The sequence below is a fragment of the Paraburkholderia sp. EG286A genome, assembly GCF_040965375.1.
GTDB lineage: Bacteria > Pseudomonadota > Gammaproteobacteria > Burkholderiales > Burkholderiaceae > Paraburkholderia.
Genome location: NZ_JBFRCB010000006.1, coordinates 627,546 through 643,168 on the forward strand (window position 1 = coordinate 627,546; position 15,623 = coordinate 643,168).

At 68.1% G+C, this 15,623-nt stretch carries 16 protein-coding genes; 12 read left to right on the plus strand and 4 right to left on the minus strand.

Annotation, left to right across the window (positions count from 1 at the left end; genetic code table 11):
- The first annotated feature begins 29 nt into the window (after positions 1 to 29).
- Genes AB4Y35_RS29790 through AB4Y35_RS29800 form a run of 3 tightly spaced genes read left to right on the plus strand, consistent with a single transcriptional unit; the run spans position 30 to position 3,824 of the window.
- A complete protein-coding gene (locus AB4Y35_RS29790; protein WP_368707191.1) occupies positions 30 to 1,049 on the plus strand; it encodes an iron ABC transporter substrate-binding protein in 1,020 nt (339 codons plus the stop codon).
- 55 nt (positions 1,050 to 1,104) lie between these two features.
- Positions 1,105 to 2,748, plus strand: coding sequence for an ABC transporter permease (locus AB4Y35_RS29795; protein WP_368707233.1), 1,644 nt, complete (start codon positions 1,105 to 1,107; stop codon positions 2,746 to 2,748).
- A 26-nt stretch (positions 2,749 to 2,774) separates the two neighbouring features.
- Positions 2,775 to 3,824: an ABC transporter ATP-binding protein gene (locus AB4Y35_RS29800; RefSeq protein ID WP_368707192.1), complete on the plus strand. Its 1,050-nt coding sequence runs from the start codon at positions 2,775 to 2,777 to the stop codon at positions 3,822 to 3,824.
- Here the strand turns inward: AB4Y35_RS29800 and AB4Y35_RS29805 are convergent.
- The gene (locus AB4Y35_RS29805) at positions 3,812 to 4,681 is read right to left on the minus strand and encodes a LysR family transcriptional regulator (RefSeq protein ID WP_368707193.1); all 870 of its coding nucleotides are present in this window, start codon (positions 4,679 to 4,681) and stop codon (positions 3,812 to 3,814) included. The two genes, AB4Y35_RS29800 and AB4Y35_RS29805, sit on opposite strands and share 13 nt — an antisense overlap.
- Positions 4,682 to 4,817: 136 nt before the next feature.
- Here AB4Y35_RS29805 and AB4Y35_RS29810 point away from each other — a divergent pair, with 136 nt between their 5' ends.
- Positions 4,818 to 5,744: a DMT family transporter gene (locus AB4Y35_RS29810; protein ID WP_368707194.1), complete on the plus strand. Its 927-nt coding sequence runs from the start codon at positions 4,818 to 4,820 to the stop codon at positions 5,742 to 5,744.
- A gap of 21 nt (positions 5,745 to 5,765) precedes the next feature.
- On the opposite strand, the gene AB4Y35_RS29815 is transcribed toward AB4Y35_RS29810, so the two are convergent.
- Positions 5,766 to 7,067: an MFS transporter gene (locus AB4Y35_RS29815; RefSeq protein WP_368689604.1), complete on the minus strand. Its 1,302-nt coding sequence runs from the start codon at positions 7,065 to 7,067 to the stop codon at positions 5,766 to 5,768.
- A 217-nt stretch (positions 7,068 to 7,284) separates the two neighbouring features.
- On the opposite strand from AB4Y35_RS29815, the gene AB4Y35_RS29820 reads away from it, so the two are divergent.
- Genes AB4Y35_RS29820 through mdcH form a run of 8 tightly spaced genes read left to right on the plus strand, consistent with a single transcriptional unit; the run spans position 7,285 to position 14,275 of the window.
- Positions 7,285 to 8,064, plus strand: a complete 780-nt coding sequence (locus AB4Y35_RS29820) for a GntR family transcriptional regulator (RefSeq protein ID WP_368695306.1) — start codon at positions 7,285 to 7,287, stop codon at positions 8,062 to 8,064.
- Entirely contained in the window at positions 8,048 to 9,721 is a 1,674-nt protein-coding gene (mdcA, locus tag AB4Y35_RS29825; RefSeq protein WP_368707195.1) for a malonate decarboxylase subunit alpha, read from the plus strand. The genes AB4Y35_RS29820 and mdcA overlap by 17 nt, the downstream gene beginning before the upstream one ends.
- Positions 9,722 to 9,726: 5 nt before the next feature.
- Positions 9,727 to 10,683, plus strand: coding sequence for a triphosphoribosyl-dephospho-CoA synthase (locus AB4Y35_RS29830; RefSeq protein WP_368707196.1), 957 nt, complete (start codon positions 9,727 to 9,729; stop codon positions 10,681 to 10,683).
- Positions 10,671 to 10,973 (plus strand): malonate decarboxylase subunit delta, encoded by a 303-nt coding sequence (locus tag AB4Y35_RS29835; RefSeq protein ID WP_042265098.1) that lies wholly within the window; start codon positions 10,671 to 10,673, stop codon positions 10,971 to 10,973. Before AB4Y35_RS29830 ends, AB4Y35_RS29835 begins: the two co-directional genes overlap by 13 nt.
- A complete protein-coding gene (locus tag AB4Y35_RS29840) occupies positions 10,970 to 11,851 on the plus strand; it encodes a biotin-independent malonate decarboxylase subunit beta (RefSeq protein WP_368707197.1) in 882 nt (293 codons plus the stop codon). Before AB4Y35_RS29835 ends, AB4Y35_RS29840 begins: the two co-directional genes overlap by 4 nt.
- Entirely contained in the window at positions 11,848 to 12,663 is an 816-nt protein-coding gene (gene mdcE / locus AB4Y35_RS29845; protein ID WP_368707198.1) for a biotin-independent malonate decarboxylase subunit gamma, read from the plus strand. Before AB4Y35_RS29840 ends, mdcE begins: the two co-directional genes overlap by 4 nt.
- Entirely contained in the window at positions 12,648 to 13,340 is a 693-nt protein-coding gene (locus AB4Y35_RS29850) for a malonate decarboxylase holo-ACP synthase (protein ID WP_368707199.1), read from the plus strand. Before mdcE ends, AB4Y35_RS29850 begins: the two co-directional genes overlap by 16 nt.
- Entirely contained in the window at positions 13,337 to 14,275 is a 939-nt protein-coding gene (gene mdcH, locus AB4Y35_RS29855) for a malonate decarboxylase subunit epsilon (RefSeq protein WP_368707200.1), read from the plus strand. Before AB4Y35_RS29850 ends, mdcH begins: the two co-directional genes overlap by 4 nt.
- 135 nt (positions 14,276 to 14,410) lie before the next feature.
- Here mdcH and AB4Y35_RS29860 read toward each other — a convergent pair whose 3' ends face one another.
- Entirely contained in the window at positions 14,411 to 15,007 is a 597-nt protein-coding gene (locus AB4Y35_RS29860) for an alpha-ketoglutarate-dependent dioxygenase AlkB (protein ID WP_368707201.1), read from the minus strand.
- Between the two features lie 115 nt (positions 15,008 to 15,122).
- Entirely contained in the window at positions 15,123 to 15,458 is a 336-nt protein-coding gene (locus AB4Y35_RS29865; RefSeq protein ID WP_368707202.1) for a hypothetical protein, read from the minus strand.
- Positions 15,459 to 15,623: the final 165 nt, after the last annotated feature.

The following is a 15,623-nucleotide window of genomic DNA, read 5'->3' on the forward strand; positions in this document are numbered from 1 at the left end:
TTCATCGATAACACGGACAACGAAACAATATGGAAATTTCCTTGATGCGCGCACCGCTGCGCGCCGCCGCCCTCTCGCTCGCGCTTGCCGGCATGCTGCCGCTCGCCGCGCAGGCGGCCTCGATCACGCTCTACAACGCGCAGCACGAGCAGGTCGTGAACCAGCTCGCGAAAGACTTTCAGCAGCAGACCGGCATCGACGTGAAGATCCGCAGCGGCGAAGGCCCGGCGCTCGCGGCGCAGCTCGTCGCCGAAGGTGAGAAGACGCCCGCCGACGTCTACTTCACGGAGAACTCGCCTGAACTGATGCTGCTGGAAGAAAAGGGCCTGCTCGCCCCCGTGCAGCAAGCGACGCTCGCGACCGTGCCCGCGCGCTTCAACTCGCCGCAAGGACAATGGGTGGGCGTGACCGCGCGCGAGAACGTGCTCGCGTACAACACGGCCAAGGTGCAGCCGGCGCAATTGCCGAAGTCGATTTTCGATCTCGCCAAACCCGAATGGAAGGGCAAGGTCGGCATCGCGCCGAGCGACGCCGACTTCCTGCCGCTCGTCGACGCCGTGCTCGCCGTGAAGGGCGAAGCCGCCACGCTCGAATGGCTCAAGGGTCTGAAGACCAACTCGCAGATCTTCGACGACGACGAAGGCGTGGTCGCCGCCGTGAACCGCGGCGCGGTCGCCACCGGCATCATCAACAACTACTACTGGGACCGCCTGCACGCCGAGATGGGCGACAAGAAGACGCAAAGCGCCGTCGCGCATTTCGCCGATGGCGACGTGGGCGCGCTCGTCAACGTTTCGGGTGCCGCCATGATGAAGTCCGCGCACAATGTGGACGGTGCGCAGAAGTTCCTCGCCTACCTCGTGAGCGAGCGCGCGCAGAAGCTGATGGCGCAGAACCACATCAGCTACGAGTACCCGCTGCGCCCTGGCGTGGCGAGCGACCCCATCAACAAGCCGTTCGACCAGTTGAAGCCGCCCGCGCTGACCATCCAGCAGCTCGGCGACGACAGCCAGGCGGGCAAGCTGCTGCGTCAGGCTGGCCTGCTGTAATCGGCATGGAGTACGAAGCAAGATCGTGAGCGAAGCCGTTACGACGGCGCAAGCCGTGCCAGAGTCTCATCAAGTGGATGTCGCGGGGGTCCCGCCCCTGCGCGCGCGGCGGCGTGCGCCGCGCGCGCTCTTCGCCGCCGCCGCGCTCGGCCCGCTGCTGGTGCTGCTGCCGCTCGCGCTGACGTTCTGGCGCGCGCTGTCCTTCGGTCTGGCCGACGCCGCCGAGCTGATCTTCAGGCCGCTGGTCGGCGAGTTGCTCGTCAACACGCTCTCGATTACGGTTTCGGCCACGCTCGCCTGCGCCGTGCTAGGCACCGCGGTGGCGTGGCTCGTCGAGCGTACCGACGTGCCGGGGCGGCGCGCCTGGGCGCTCCTCGCCGCCGCGCCGCTCGCCATGCCCGCATTCGTCACGAGCTACGCGTGGGTCTCGCTGAGCCTCGATTTGCAGGACTTTCTCGGCGCGTTCATCGTCATCACGACGGCCTACTTCCCACTCGTCTACCTGCCCGTGGCCGCCGCGCTGCGCGGCCTCGACCCCGCGCTCGAAGAATCGGCGCGCGCGCTCGGCTGCAACCGCTGGGCCGTGTTCGTGCGCGTCGTGCTGCCGCAATTGCGACCCGCGCTATTCGGCTCGATGCTGCTCGTCGCGCTTGGCGTGCTCTCCGAATTCGGCGCATTCACGCTGCTGCGCTTTCGCACGTTCACCACCGAGATCTACGCGGAATACCGCACGAGCTTCGATGGCGGCGGTGCCTCGCTGCTGGCCTGCGTGCTGATCCTGCTCTGCCTCGTATGCCTCGTGCTCGAGTTCCGCGTGCGCGGGCGCGCGCGCTACGAGCGCGTGGATCGCGGCGCGCGCCGCGCGAGCGCGCGCCATGCGCTCGGCCGCTGGCGCTGGCCTATGGCGGCGGGTTTCGTCGCGCTCAATGTGGCGACGCTCGGCGTGCCGCTCGCGATGATCGGCTACTGGCTCACGCAGCCCGGCGCGGCGGCCATCACGCCCGCCGATGTCTCGCCGGAACTGCTGGTTTCGACCACATTCGCCTCGCTGCGTCTCGGCCTCACGGCCGCATTTTTCACCACCCTGCTCGCGCTGCCGCTCGCGTACCTGCTTGCGCGCTATCCTGGCCGCGCCGCCACGTTTCTCGAACGCACGGCCTTCATCGCGCAGGGCGTGCCCAGTCTCGTCATCGCGCTTGCCATCGTCTCGCTCGCGGTGCGCGCGCTCGAACCGCTCTATCAGGGCACCACGCTGCTGATTACGGCGTACGCGATCCTCTGTCTGCCCCTTGCGCTCGTGAGCGTGCGCGCGGCGCTCATGCAGGCGCAGCAGCGCCTCGAAGATACGGCGCGCGCGCTCGGCCTGGGATGGTTCGCCACGCTGCGCCGCGTCGTGCTGCCGCTCGCGGGTCCCGGCCTCGGCGCGGCGGCTTCGATGGTGTTCATCTCGGTGGTCACCGAATTGAACGCCACGCTGCTGCTCGCGCCCATCGGCACGCACACGCTCGCCACGCAGGTCTGGACCGACACCTCGACGCTCGCCTTCGCGGCCGCCGCGCCCTATGCCGCGCTGCTCACCGCGCTTTCGCTCGCCGCTTCGGGCCTGCTGTTCGCGTTTGCGGGCCGCTCCGCGCTCGCGGGCCATGCAACGGTGAACATGCCCGTCGAACCGGTCAACGCGCCACCCGACGATGCCTGAGCCTCAGTTAGCCCCAAGTTAGCCCCATGAGCACACTTCGCATTTCCGGCCTGAAAAAGGCCTTCGACGGCCATCCGGTCCTGCACGGCATCGATCTTGCCGTGCGCTCGGGTTCGCTCGTCGCGCTGCTCGGGCCTTCGGGCAGCGGCAAGACCACGCTGCTGCGCGTGCTGTGCGGCTTCGAACGCGCCGACGCCGGCACGATCGAGATCGACGGCCGCCGCGTCGCCGGCGACCGCCTGCATCTGCCGACCGAGCAACGTCATATCGGCTACGTGCCGCAAGAGGGTGCGCTCTTTCCGCACCTCACCGTCGCCGAGAACATCGTGTTCGGTCTGCCGCGTGCGCAGCGGCGCACGCAGCATCGCGTGGTCGAATTGCTCGAACTCGTCGGTCTTCCGGAATCCTATGCATCGCGCGCGCCGCAGCAACTCTCAGGTGGGCAGCAGCAGCGCGTGGCGCTCGCCCGCGCGCTCGCACCCTCGCCCGGCCTCGTGATGCTCGACGAGCCGTTCTCGTCGCTCGACGCCGCGCTGCGCGTCGAAACGCGCGAAGCCGTGGCGCGCGCCCTCGCCGCCGCCGGCGCGACCGCCGTGCTCGTCACGCACGATCAGGCCGAGGCGCTCTCGCTCGGTCATGAAGTCGCCGTGCTGTGGCGCGGCAAGCTGTTGCAGAGCGGACCGCCGCAAACGCTCTATCGCCGCCCGGCCACGCGCGAACTCGCGGCCTTCATCGGCGAGGCGGTGCTGCTGCCGGGGACGGTGGCCAACGGGCGCGCGCATTGCGTGCTCGGCGCGCTGCCGATCCAGCAAGACCAGCACGCGGCAGAAGGCGCCGTGGACGTGATGCTGCGCCCCGAGCAGATCGACGTGCTGCCCGAAACCGCCCAGCGCGACGGCGCGCTCGAAGCGGTGGTGCAGACCATCACCTTCCAGGGCCAGGACGCCGCGCTCACGCTGCAGCTGATCGATGCGCACGCAACGGTTCGCGCGCGCGTGCCCGGCTATCGCACGCCGCGCGAAGGCGAGCGCGTGCGGCTCGCGGTGGGCGGCGAAGTGAGCGTCTACCCGCGCTGACGCGGCACCGAGAGGTCCTGCACCATCTGCTGCGCGAGGTAGTCGCAAGTCGGCCGGTTCGACTTGACGCTGCGCGCCACCACGATTTCCAGCGGCTCGATCTTCGGCAGGCCCTGCGCCTCGCCAAGGATCGCGAAGCGCGGCGGCACGCTGCAGCGCGTGAGCGCGACGATCGCGATGCCCGCCTCCACCGTCGCCGTCAACCCCATCAAACTCGCACTGCTATAGGCGGCGCGGTAGCGAATGTGCGCGCCGTCGAGCGCCGCCACGGTATGCGCGCGCGCCACGCTGCCGTGCTCGTAGAGCCCGACCGGCAGCGGCGACATGGCAAGCGGCGCGGGGTCGGTGGCGGACCCCACCCAGACCATCTCCTCGGCGCGCACGAACTCGCCGCGCATCTTGCGGTCGCGCGTGACGAACGCGATGTCGATCTTGTTGTCCGCCAGCATCGGCCCGAGCGCGACGCTCTGCGCGCAGACGATCTCGATCTCCACATGCGGATAAAGCGTCGAGAAGCGCCGCAACACCGGTGACAGCAGCGACGCCATATAGTCGTCGGGCGCCCCGAGCACCACGCGCCCCGTCACCTCGGGCCGCACCAGCGCCGCCCACGCCTCCTCCTGCAGGTCGAGCGCGCGCCGCGCATATTCGAGCAGCGTGTTGCCCGGCCGCGTGAGCGCGAGATTGCGCGTGTCGCGCGTGAATAACGTGGTGCCAAGCATCTGCTCGAGCCGTTTGACCTGCATGCTCACGGCCGCCTGCGACCGATGCACGGCCACGGCGCCCTTCGTGAAGCTGCCCGCGTCCGCCACGGCGGCGAAGGTACGCAGCAAATCGATGTCGAATTCGGGATTCATACGCGGGGTGGCCGGGTTGCAGCCGATTCATAAGCTGCGTTGATGGAATTCTTCAATTTAATTCGTTTGCCCGCGTCCCGCAACTGGCGAATACTGAACCTGTCTCCAACCCTCTTTCGATTTTTCCGCTCCGGCCATGCAATCCGAACATCACGGCAACCGTCAGCAAGGCGTCTTCATGCTCGCGGGCGGCGGCCTCCTGATGGGCACGATCGGCGTGTTCGTCGAGGAGGCGCGTCTCGGCGCCCTCACGCTCGTGTTCTTCCGCTGTTTTTTCGGCATGCTCGCGCTCGCCGGGTACTGCGCGTACAAGGGCTGGCTCTCGCCGCGGCAGTTCACGCGCCGCACGCTCACGCTCGCGGTGATTTCAGGCGTGCTGATGGTCACGCAGTGGGTCGCCTTCTTCGACGCGATCCATCGCACGAGCATCGCCGTCTCGACGGTCGTATTCCATGTGCAGCCGTTCTGGGTCGTGCTGATGGGCGCGGCGCTCTTTCACGAGCGGCTCGGCGCCGACCGGCTGGGCTGGATCGGCATCGCGTTCGTGGGGCTCGTGCTCGCTTCCGGCGTGCTCGCGGAAACCCACGTGGCCGATCGCACGAGCTACATGATCGGCATTGGCGAGTCGCTGGGCGGCTCGGTGCTCTATGCGAGCGTCACGCTGATCGCCAAGAGCCTGCGCAACTTTCGCCCACATCTGCTCACACTGACGCAATGCGTGGTGGGCTCCGTGTGCCTGCCGCTGATCGCGCCGTTTTTTGCGCCACTCGAGCTCGCGCATATTTCGGCCACGCAATGGGGCTGGCTCGTGGGCATGGGGGTGCTGCACACGGGGCTTTCGTACGTGCTGATCTACGGCGCGCTGCCGATGTTGACCACGCCCGTGATCGCCGTGCTCCTGTTCGTGTATCCGCTCACCGCGATCGCCGTCGATGCGATCGTCTACGGTCGCGCGCTGAGCGCGCCGCAGCTTGCGGGCATGGCGCTGATCGTGGCGGCGAGCCTCGGGGTCAATCTCGGCTGGCGCCTGTTGCCGCCGAGGCTCGTGAAGGCGCGGCGCTAACCGACGCGCCGCGTATCGGACTTAGGAAGGCAGCGTTTGACCCTTCGTTTCCGGCGCAAACGGAATGATCAGAAGGCCGAGAACGAAGGCCAGCGCCGTGAGCGCCACCGGCACGCCAAGCGTGTGCATCCGCAGCACGGCCGCGCCCAGCAGGAAGTTCACGCCCGCGCCCACGAAGCGGCCAAACGACGTGCAGAACGCGAACGCCGTGGCGCGCACACGCGTTTCGAACTGCTCAGGCAGCCAGAGGCTGAACAGCGCGAAGTTGCCGCCGAAGAAGCCCAGCACGAAGAGCAGCGCGATGAACGGCACGAGCCCGTTCTCGAGGTAGAACGCCCAGCCGAAGCTCGCCGCGATCGTCACCGCCATACCCGCGAAATAAACGGCGAGCGTCCACTTGCGGCCGATGCGCTCTGCCATGGGCGGCAATGCGAGGCACCCAAGAATCGTGCCGATCGACAGGATGCCCGTGGCGATGGAAGCCGTGCGGATCGCCTCGGCCTTGTTCGCGCCCGCCTTCGTCGCCAGCTGGATCACGGCGGACGGTTCATAAACCGCGCCTGCCCACAAGCCGATGATCGCGATGGTCAGCAACGCGCACGCCACCACAGTGCGCATGCGGTAGACGTCGCCGAAGATTTCACGCAGCGGGCGGCCGCGGTGCACATGGCTCGCCTCCGACTTCTGCCATTTGGCCGGTTCCTCCACGCGCGTGAGCACGAGAATGGCCACCACCACCGGCACCGCGCCCGTGAGGAACATGGCACGCCAGCCGAAGTGCACGCCGACCGTGTAATTGAGCGCGGCCGCTATGAAGAAGCCCGCGTAATACCCGGTCTGCAGATAGCCCGCGCCCATCTTGCGGCGATCCTCCGGCCACGATTCGGCCACGTACGTGCCCGCGAGCGCCCACTCCCCGCCGATGCCCACGCCCGCCAGAAAGCGGTAGATGCCGAGCGACCACACGCTCTGCGCGGTGGCCGAAAGTCCCGTGAAGATCGCAAACATGAAGATGGTGCCCGCCAGCACGCGCGTGCGCCCATAGCGGTCCGCGAGCGGCCCCCAGATGAACGACAGCCCCCAGCCCACGAGGAAGAGCGCGAACAGGATCGAGCCGGCAAGCCCGATGTTCGCCGCACTCGCCTCGTAGCCCGAACGCGGCAACAGCTCCGTGAGCGCGGGCGTGAGCACGAGTGCGTAGATGAACGAGTCCATCCCGTCGAGCGTCCAGCCTGCCCAGGCGCCCCAGAAACCGGCGATCTGCGACCGGTTGAGCGGTGTCTTGGTGCGAGTTCGCCGTGCGGACTCGGTGATCGAATTCATGATGCTCCTCTCTCCATTGATGCCTCGCCAGCCCACGCAGCAAGATGCGCACGCACGCCGCGAAACGCGGAAATGCAGGCCGCGGCAGTGCCGGCCCTCTTCAGGAACTCCCTGTAAGCCCCCGTTCTTCTTACCCGTCTATAGTGAATCTGGTGTTTCTGTGTTGCGGGTTTTCGAGGCTTTCGCCTTGGTCGTTTTATATATAATATTTGATCTCATGAGCGACGCAACGAATGGTTTTCCCCTGGAAGGCGCTGCCGCGCCCCGCACCAGCACCTCGCGCATGATCGCCGACGCCCTGCGCAGCGCGATCGTCGAGGGCAAGCTCGCGCCCAACGCGCCGCTGCGCCAGGACGCGATCGCGCGGCATTTTTCGGTCAGCGCGATCCCCGTGCGCGAGGCGCTGCGCCAGCTCGCGAGTGAAGGCTGGGCGAAGATCGAGGTCAACAAGGGCGCGAGCGTGGCCCCGCTTTCCGCCGACGAGGCGCGCGAAATCTACGAGATCCGTTCCGCGCTCGAAAGCCTCGCGCTCGGCCTCGCCATTCCGAATCACACGAGCGCCACGCTGCGCGAAGTGACCGCGCTGGCCGCCGCCGCGAAGCGCGAGCGCGATCCGTCGCTCTATGTCGCGCGCAACGAGGCCTTTCACATGAGCCTCTACGCGCCCGCCGGCCGGCCGCAGCTGATGGAAATGCTCACCGCGCTGCATCGCCGCGGCGAACGCTATTTGCGCCTGAAATTCGGCTTCCCCGAATACAAGGGCGAATCCGATAGCGAGCACACCGAAATTCTCGCCGCCGTGAAGCGCGGCGACGTGCCCACCGCGCAAAAGCTCGTGGCCGAGCACCTGCTCGGCACGGGCGAACTCATCTACCGTTTCCTGACCGAGCGCGCCGCGCTGCCGGCAGTGCCGCCTTCGGCACAATCTGCCGCCGCGAAGCCGCGCGCCGCCTCTTCCCGCTCACGGAGCCGAACCGCCGATGAAGCCTCAAGCTGATACGCCAACCTCGCCTGACCTCCCACCGCGTTCGTGGACCACGCGCCGCGACGAAAAGGCCCGCCGCCTCGCTGCCGTTTCGGGCTGGCTCGAAGACGGCGTCCTGCCCGCCTCGCGCATGACCGATGCGCTCGAACTGCTGATCCGCCCAGGCGACCGCGTCGCGCTCGAAGGCGACAACCAGAAGCAGGCCGACTTCCTCTCACGCTCGCTGGCCAAGGCCGATCCGGCCAAGGTCAACAACGTTCACCTGCTCATTTCCAGCATCAGCCGCCCCGAGCATCTGACGCTGTTCGAGCGCGGCATCGCGCACCGCGTGGACTTCGCGTTCGCGGGGCCGCAGAGCCTGCGCGTGGCGCAACTGCTCGAAGACGGCCAGCTCGAAGTGGGCGCGATCCATACCTATGTCGAGCTGTACGCGCGCATGTTCGTCGACCTGATTCCCCAGGTCGCGCTGCTGTGCGCCGAAAAAGCCGACCGCCACGGCAACCTCTACACCGGCCCGAATACCGAAGACACGCCGACCATCGCCGAAGCCGCCGCGTTCAGCCAGGGCATCGTGATCGTTCAGGTCAACGAAATCGTCGATGAACTGCCGCGCGTGGACATTCCCGGCTCGTGGGTCGACGTGGTCGTGCAGGCCGACCGGCCGTTCGCGGTCGAGCCGCTCTTCACACGCGATCCGCGCCACATCGGCGACCTGCAGGTGCTCACCGCGATGATGGTCATCAAGGGCATTTACGCGCCCTATGGCATCGCCGCGCTCAATCACGGGATTGGTTTCGACACCGCCGCGATCGAATTGCTGCTCCCCACCTACGGCGAATCGCTGGGCCTCAAGGGCAAGATCTGCCGCAACTGGACGCTCAATCCGCACCCCACGCTGATTCCCGCCATCGAATCGGGCTGGGTGGAAAGCATCCATTGCTTCGGCAGCGAAGTGGGCATGGAAGCCTATATCGCCGCGCGGCCCGATGTGTTTTTCACCGGCAGCGACGGCAGCCTGCGCTCGAACCGCGTGCTGTGCCAGCTCGCGGGGCAATATGCCGTGGATCTCTTCATCGGCTCGACGCTGCAGATCGACGCGGACGCCAATTCGTCCACCGTCACGCGCGGCCGGCTCGCGGGCTTCGGCGGCGCGCCGAACATGGGCCACGATCCGCGCGGGCGGCGACATGCGAGCGAAGCATGGCTCAAGCTGCTCAAGGACAACGGCCCGGTTTCGCGCGGCCACAAGCTCGTGGTGCAACTGGCGGAAACCTGGAAGAAAGGCGGCGAGCCGACCTTCGTCGACGAACTCGACGCCATCGCCGTGGGCCAGAAGAGCGGCATGCCCGTCGCGCCCGTGATGATCTACGGCGACGACGTGAGCCATGTCGTGACCGAAGAGGGCATTGCTCATCTGCATCGCGCAGAGGGCATCGACGAGCGGCGCGCCGCGCTCGCGGCGGTGGCCGGCGTGACGCCCATCGGCCTGCGCGCGCAGCAGCAGAAAACCGACGAACTGCGCCGCCGCGGCATCGTGCAGTTCCCCGAGGATCTCGGCATCTTGCGCGGCGAGGCCAAGCGCTCGCTGCTCGCGGCGCGCAGCATCGACGATCTGGTGACGTGGTCGGGCGGGCTCTATACGCCTCCGGCCCGTTTCCGCAGCTGGTGAGCGCGATGCGTACGCTTCCTTTTACGGCGCTTGCCGAGGGCTCAGCGGGTCTCGCGCGACGTGTTTCGTACGCGGGTGACTCGCGGCTGTCCTCCGCCGACGCGCAGCTCGCGCGCTTCGCCCGCGACGCGCTGATCGAAGAGGCGCGCCTCACGCCCAAGCCCGCGCTCGTGGACGCGCGCGGCAGTGGCGCACACAGCGATCTCGATCTCGCGACGATGCTGCGCTCGGCGCACGCGCTCGAACCCACGTTCGAAGCGCTCGCGCGCGCCTCGCGCGGGGCTGCGCCCGGCACGGCGCTGCGCACCGATCTCGCGCGCATCGGCCGCGCCGGCGAAGCCGCGATGTTGCGCGCGACACAAGGCAGCAACGCGCATCGCGGCGCGATCTGGATCGTCGGGCTGCTGGTGGCGGGCGCGGCGATCGTACATACGCCGCAAGGCAGCGACAGCGACTGCGCCCACGCGGCGCGCATCTGCGAAACGGCTGCGCAGATCGCGCGCTACGACGACCTGCTCGCGCAGCCCGCGCAAAGCAACGGCGAGCGCGTGCGTCAGCGCTACAACGTGGGCGGCGCGCGCAGCGAAGCGCAAGACGGCTTTCCGCACGTCGTGCGCGTGGGCCTGCCCGCACTGCACGCCGCGCGCACGCAGGGCCTCGACGAAGCCCACGCCCGCGTGGACGCCCTGCTCGCGATCATGGCCTCGCTCGACGACACCTGCGTGCTGCATCGCGCAGGGCTCGCCGGGCGCGAGGCCGCGCAAGCGGGCGCGCAGCGCGTACGCGACGCGGGCGGCCTTGCCACGCAAGCCGGCCGCGCCGCGTTCGATGTGCTCGAACGCACGCTGCTCGCACTCAACGCATCGCCGGGTGGCGCGGCCGATCTGCTTGCCGCGACGCTCTTCATCGACAGACTGGTTCAGCACCGCATGGGCGGGAGGACGGTTTCATGGAACAACTGACATTCGACTATCCGGCGCAACGCGCCGTGACGACGCGCGCCCACGTGGGCGTGGTGGGCTCGGGCGATCTCGAAGTGCTGCTGCAGCCCGCGAGCGACATGCAGGCGCGCGTGGTCGTGCATACGAGCGTGGACGGCTATAGCCACATCTGGAAGAGCGTGCTCGACCGCTTCTTCACACGCTACGACGGCGCGGCGCTCATCGAGATCAACGACTTCGGCGCCACGCCCGGCGTGGTGGCGCTGCGGCTCGCAGAAGCCGTGGAAGCCGCGCAGGAGGCGCAGTCATGAGCAGCCCGAATCAACTGACGCCGGCCACGCTGCTGCGCGAGAGCTTCATCGAATTGAGCGCGCGCGAACGCGCGGCCGCCGTGCTGGACGCGGGCACGTTCCGCGAACTGCTCGGGCCGTTCGACCGTATCGAATCGCCGTGGCTGCCGTTGCAGGGCATCGTCTGCCAGGCCGACGACGGCGCGGTGATCGCGCGCGGCACCATCGACGGCGAGCCCGCCGTCGTCGCCGCGATCGAATCGGCTTTCCAGGGCGGCAGCATCGGCGAAGTGTCGGGCAGCAAGATCGCCGCCGCACTCGAACTGGCGCTCGCCGACTGCGAGCGCGGCAAGATCGTGCGGCCCGTCATCCTGTTCGAAACCGGTGGTGTGCGCTTGCAGGAGGCCAATCTCGGCCTCGCCGTGATTGCGGAGATCCAGTCGGCCATCGTCGCGTTGCGCGCTCATGTGCCCGTGGTCGGCGTGATCGCGGGCATGGTGGGTTGTTTTGGCGGCATGTCGCTCGCGGCGGCCCTGTGTTCGACGCTCGTGATGACGAAGCAGGGCCGCCTCGGCATGAATGGCCCGGAGGTGATCGAGCAGGAAGCCGGCATCGAGGAACTCGATTCGAGCGACCGCCGCCAGGTGTGGCAATTGATCGGCGGCGAGCAGCGCGCGCAGACGGGTTTCGCCGATGCGCTCGTCGACGACGCCGTGGACGACGTGCGCGCCGCCGTGCGAGCGGCGTTTGCGCAAGGCGCGCCGCGCACGCCGCGCTCGGCCGATGTGGATGCCACGCTCGCGAAACTCGCGCAGATCGATCCCGCCAGCGTCACCCCTGAAACGATGCGTGCGGTGTTCACCGCTTCGCCCCTGAACCTGAGCGGAGAAAACGCATGAACGACACGACGACGAGCCGCGGCGCACGCTGGCTGCGCGCCCTCGCGGGCGCGGACACGCAGGGCGCGTGCGTGCAATACGCCGATGCGCCGCTCGACAACGAAACCGCGCGCTTCATCACCGTCGCACCCGATCCCGTGAACCGCTTTCCGCGCGCGCGCGACAACGTAGTGGGCCTCGAACAAGGCTGGCGTCTCGCGAAGGCCGTGCGCGAAACGATTGCCGAAGACGCCGCGAGCGGCAAGCGCCGCCCCATCATCGCGATCGTCGATGTGAAGAGCCAGGCCTACGGCTATCGCGAGGAGATGCTCGGCATTCACCTCGCCTGCGCCTCGGCCGTGGACGCCTACGCCAGCGCGCGCCTCGCGGGGCATCCCGTGGTGGCGCTGATCGTCGGGCCCGCCATGTCGGGCGCGTTTCTCGCACACGGCTATCAGGCCAATCGCATCGTCGCGCTCGACGCGCCCGGCACGATGGTCCACGCCATGGGCAAGGAAGCGGCGGCGCGCGTTACGCGGCGCAGTGTCGAGGACCTCGACGAGCTGGGCGAAAAGATCGTGCCGATGTCGTATTCGATGGCTTCGTTCGCGAAGCTCGGGCTGCTCGACGAGTTGATCGGGGGCATCGATGCGGACGCGCCGAGCGAAGCGCAGATCGCACGCGTGCGCGATGTGCTCGCACAGAAGGTGCGGGCGGCACGCAGCGACACGAGCGGCCTCGCGCATCGTCTGCAAGGCGAGTCGGCGCAGCGTACGCGTGCGGCGTCGATCGAGGTACGCAAGCGCCTCGCGCAACAGTGGGACGCCAGCTGATGCGCGTGTGCGCCGCCCCGCCGTTCGCTGCTGACGCGCCGCGCGTGGACGACGCGCGCTGGCGCGCGCACGACCTGCTGCGCATCGCGCGCCATACGCCGTCGGGCGACGAGCCGGACTGGGTACGCGAGGCGCTTGCCCGCGCGCCCTGGGTAGTTGTGCGGCGCACGTGCGCGGCGGCGGGTTTCGTGGCGGTCGGCGTGCGCGGCAGCGTACGTTCGGAGCGTTTCGGCACCTGGCTCAATACTGAGGATATCGAATCGTCATTTGCTCCTGAGGATCTGCTCGGCGTCGAGCCGCTTCGCGCACGCCGCTCATTGCCCGCGTTCATCGCGCTCGCTACCCTGCGCACAAGCGCGGCGGCGTTGCGCCACTACGTTTGGGGCCCTACGGGCAGCGCCGGCTTCGAGCTTGCCACGGGCGTTCCCACGCTCACCGCATCGAGCGATCTCGACATCCTGATTCGCCTGCCGCAGCGCGTCTCGCGCGCGGCGATCGAGTCGCTTGCGCAGACGCTCGCTCAAGCCGCCAGCCGCGCCGGCACACGCATCGACGCGCAACTCGAAACGCCCGCGGGCGGCGTCGCTCTCGCCGAACTCGCGGCGCAGAAGCCGCGCGTGCTGGCGCGCGCGTCCAGCGGCGCGCAGCTCGTCTCCGACCCGTGGCAAGCAGCATGACGCTCGCCCTGCTCTTTCCGGGCCAGGGCGCACAAAACGCTGGCTTCCTCCACAAGCTGCCGCAACACGACGCCGTGCGGGCGACGCTCGACGAGGCGTCCGCGGGACTCGGCTTCGACGTCCTCACGCTCGATAGCGACGACGCCTTGCGTTCCACGGTCGCCGTGCAGATCGGCCTCACGGTCGCGGGCGTAGCCGTGGCGCGCGCGCTCGCGCACGAAGGACTCGCGCCGCAATTCAGCGCGGGGCTTTCGGTGGGCGCTTATGCCGCCGCAGTAAGCTGCGAGGCCCTGGCGTTTGGCGACGCGCTGCAGATGGTGCGCAAACGCGCCGAGCTGATGGAGAACGCGTGGCCCTCGGGCTATGGCCTCACGGCCGTCGCGGGGCTAAGCGAGACGCAGGTGGAAACGCTCGCCGAAGCGCATGCGCGCGATGGCGGCGAGCGAGTGTACGTGGCAAACGTCAACGCGCCGCGCCAGATCGTCGTGGCCGGCGCCGACGGCGCGCTCGAAGCCTTTGCGGCCCGCGCGCTCGCCGCTGGCGCGCGCAAGGCGCAACGGCTCGCAGTGGCCGTTCCTTCGCATTGCGAACTATTGGCCGACGCCGCCGAGAGGCTCACAGAGTGGGCACGCGACATACCGTTTCGTACGCCGCGCAGCGTCTATGTCGACAATCGCGGCGGCAGGCCGCTCTACAGTGCCGACGCCATCCGCGCCGATCTCGCCACCAACATGCGCTACACGGTGCGCTGGTACGACGCGCTCACGGTCATGATCGAGTCGGGCGCGAGCGTGCTGGTCGAAGCGCCGCCCGGCCAGGTGCTCACGGACATAGCGCGCGAGCATTATCCGGAAGTGACCGCGCTCGCGGGCTCAGGTTTGCCGCTGGAGCGTCTCGTCGCGCTCGTGCGGCGCCGGCTCGGCGCGGACGTCTGACCGCCGCGCCAACGCCGGATTTGGCGTTTATGCGCATAAATTCTTATTTTATTTTTAGCGCGAAACCACTCGCGCGAGCGTAGTCCGCGCACCAAACATCGGCGATTTAATGCCCATCCGCAGCGATCTAGCCGTCTATTTCCGCAAATCCGGCACCACCACGCGAAACGTGAGATTCACCCGCTCGGCGCTCACGGCGGGTTCCTTCGGCACGCGATGGCGCCATTGCGCCTGGGTCTTACCCTGCATCACGAGCAGGCTGCCGCTCGTCAGCTGGAACGAGCGCACCACGCCCGTCGCGTTGTGGCGCAGGTCGAAGCGCCGCGTCGCGCCGAGGCTCAGCGAGGCGATCACCGGCTCGGGGCCGAGTTCGGGTTCGTGGTCCGCGTGCCAGCCCATGCTGTCCGTGCCCGTGCGGTAGCGGTTGAGCAGCACGCTGTTGAAGCGCACGCCGCAAAGCGCCGAGATGGCGTCGCGCAGTTCGGCGACCTGGCGGGTCCACGGCTGCGGGACGTTTCGGATGCCTGAATAGATGTACACCGCGCCTTCGTCGCCCTGCCAGGCTGTGAGGCGCGGCTGGTCCACCCAGCCGCCGGGCGTGCGAATGCGTTCCTGGCGCCAGTCGGCCTCGGCGATGATGCGCGCGAGCGCCTCGGCAGCGGCCTCTGGCGCGAGCCATGACGGATGCCATGCCACGTCGGGGGCAGGCGTATCGTCGAAAAGATCGAACATCGGGAGTGCTTCTATCGAGCGGGAAAACACACAGTTTCGCATGGCGCGGACCCGGCCGCCGCGCGCCCTCGCCTCCCGCAGGATTGCGAACCAACCGAAACTGCAAACAAACGAATCAGGTGAGCAGCGCGATGTAGAACACCACTGCGCCGATGAGCGCGCCGACGAAGCAGAAGCCTTCGGCGGGTTCGTCGGTGGTGCGGGATCGCAGCCAGGCGCCCAGCACGCCGAACATGCCCGCAATACCGAGCGCGACGAACACCATCACGACATCGAACAACGCGCTGCGGCCAATTTCGAGAATATCGATGTGCTTGACCGCGATATACAGCGCGATGGCCATGATCGAGAGAACGACCATCGGCAGCATGACGTGGCTGCCCTCGTGCCCGACGTGACGACCATGCAAACCCTCATGCAGTCCATGTGCGACCGGCCGGATTCCTTTCATGATCCGTCTCCCCCAGAGCGCCCGAAACCGCGCGGGCCTCGTTTCGAGCATAGTCCATCGCGAGGGCCGATTCAATGGACGTTTAATAGAGTATGCCCGGCCCCACGAGAACATAGTGCGACGAGTGGGATCGCGCTGGCAATCCAGGGAAATGCCGCACTGCCA

Bases quoted from the DNA above. Each gene is read 5' to 3' on its own strand.
- AB4Y35_RS29790 (WP_368707191.1), top strand. From the start codon at position 30: ATGGAAATTTCCTTGATGCGCGCACCGCTGCGCGCCGCCGCCCTCTCG.
- AB4Y35_RS29800 (WP_368707192.1), top strand. From the start codon at position 2,775: ATGAGCACACTTCGCATTTCCGGCCTGAAAAAGGCCTTCGACGGCCAT.
- AB4Y35_RS29805 (WP_368707193.1), bottom strand. From the start codon at position 4,681: ATGAATCCCGAATTCGACATCGATTTGCTGCGTACCTTCGCCGCCGTG.
- AB4Y35_RS29810 (WP_368707194.1), top strand. From the start codon at position 4,818: ATGCAATCCGAACATCACGGCAACCGTCAGCAAGGCGTCTTCATGCTC.
- AB4Y35_RS29815 (WP_368689604.1), bottom strand. From the start codon at position 7,067: ATGAATTCGATCACCGAGTCCGCACGGCGAACTCGCACCAAGACACCG.
- AB4Y35_RS29820 (WP_368695306.1), top strand. From the start codon at position 7,285: ATGAGCGACGCAACGAATGGTTTTCCCCTGGAAGGCGCTGCCGCGCCC.
- mdcA (WP_368707195.1), top strand. From the start codon at position 8,048: ATGAAGCCTCAAGCTGATACGCCAACCTCGCCTGACCTCCCACCGCGT.
- AB4Y35_RS29830 (WP_368707196.1), top strand. From the start codon at position 9,727: ATGCGTACGCTTCCTTTTACGGCGCTTGCCGAGGGCTCAGCGGGTCTC.
- AB4Y35_RS29835 (WP_042265098.1), top strand. From the start codon at position 10,671: ATGGAACAACTGACATTCGACTATCCGGCGCAACGCGCCGTGACGACG.
- AB4Y35_RS29840 (WP_368707197.1), top strand. From the start codon at position 10,970: ATGAGCAGCCCGAATCAACTGACGCCGGCCACGCTGCTGCGCGAGAGC.
- mdcE (WP_368707198.1), top strand. From the start codon at position 11,848: ATGAACGACACGACGACGAGCCGCGGCGCACGCTGGCTGCGCGCCCTC.
- mdcH (WP_368707200.1), top strand. From the start codon at position 13,337: ATGACGCTCGCCCTGCTCTTTCCGGGCCAGGGCGCACAAAACGCTGGC.
- AB4Y35_RS29860 (WP_368707201.1), bottom strand. From the start codon at position 15,007: ATGTTCGATCTTTTCGACGATACGCCTGCCCCCGACGTGGCATGGCAT.
- AB4Y35_RS29865 (WP_368707202.1), bottom strand. From the start codon at position 15,458: ATGAAAGGAATCCGGCCGGTCGCACATGGACTGCATGAGGGTTTGCAT.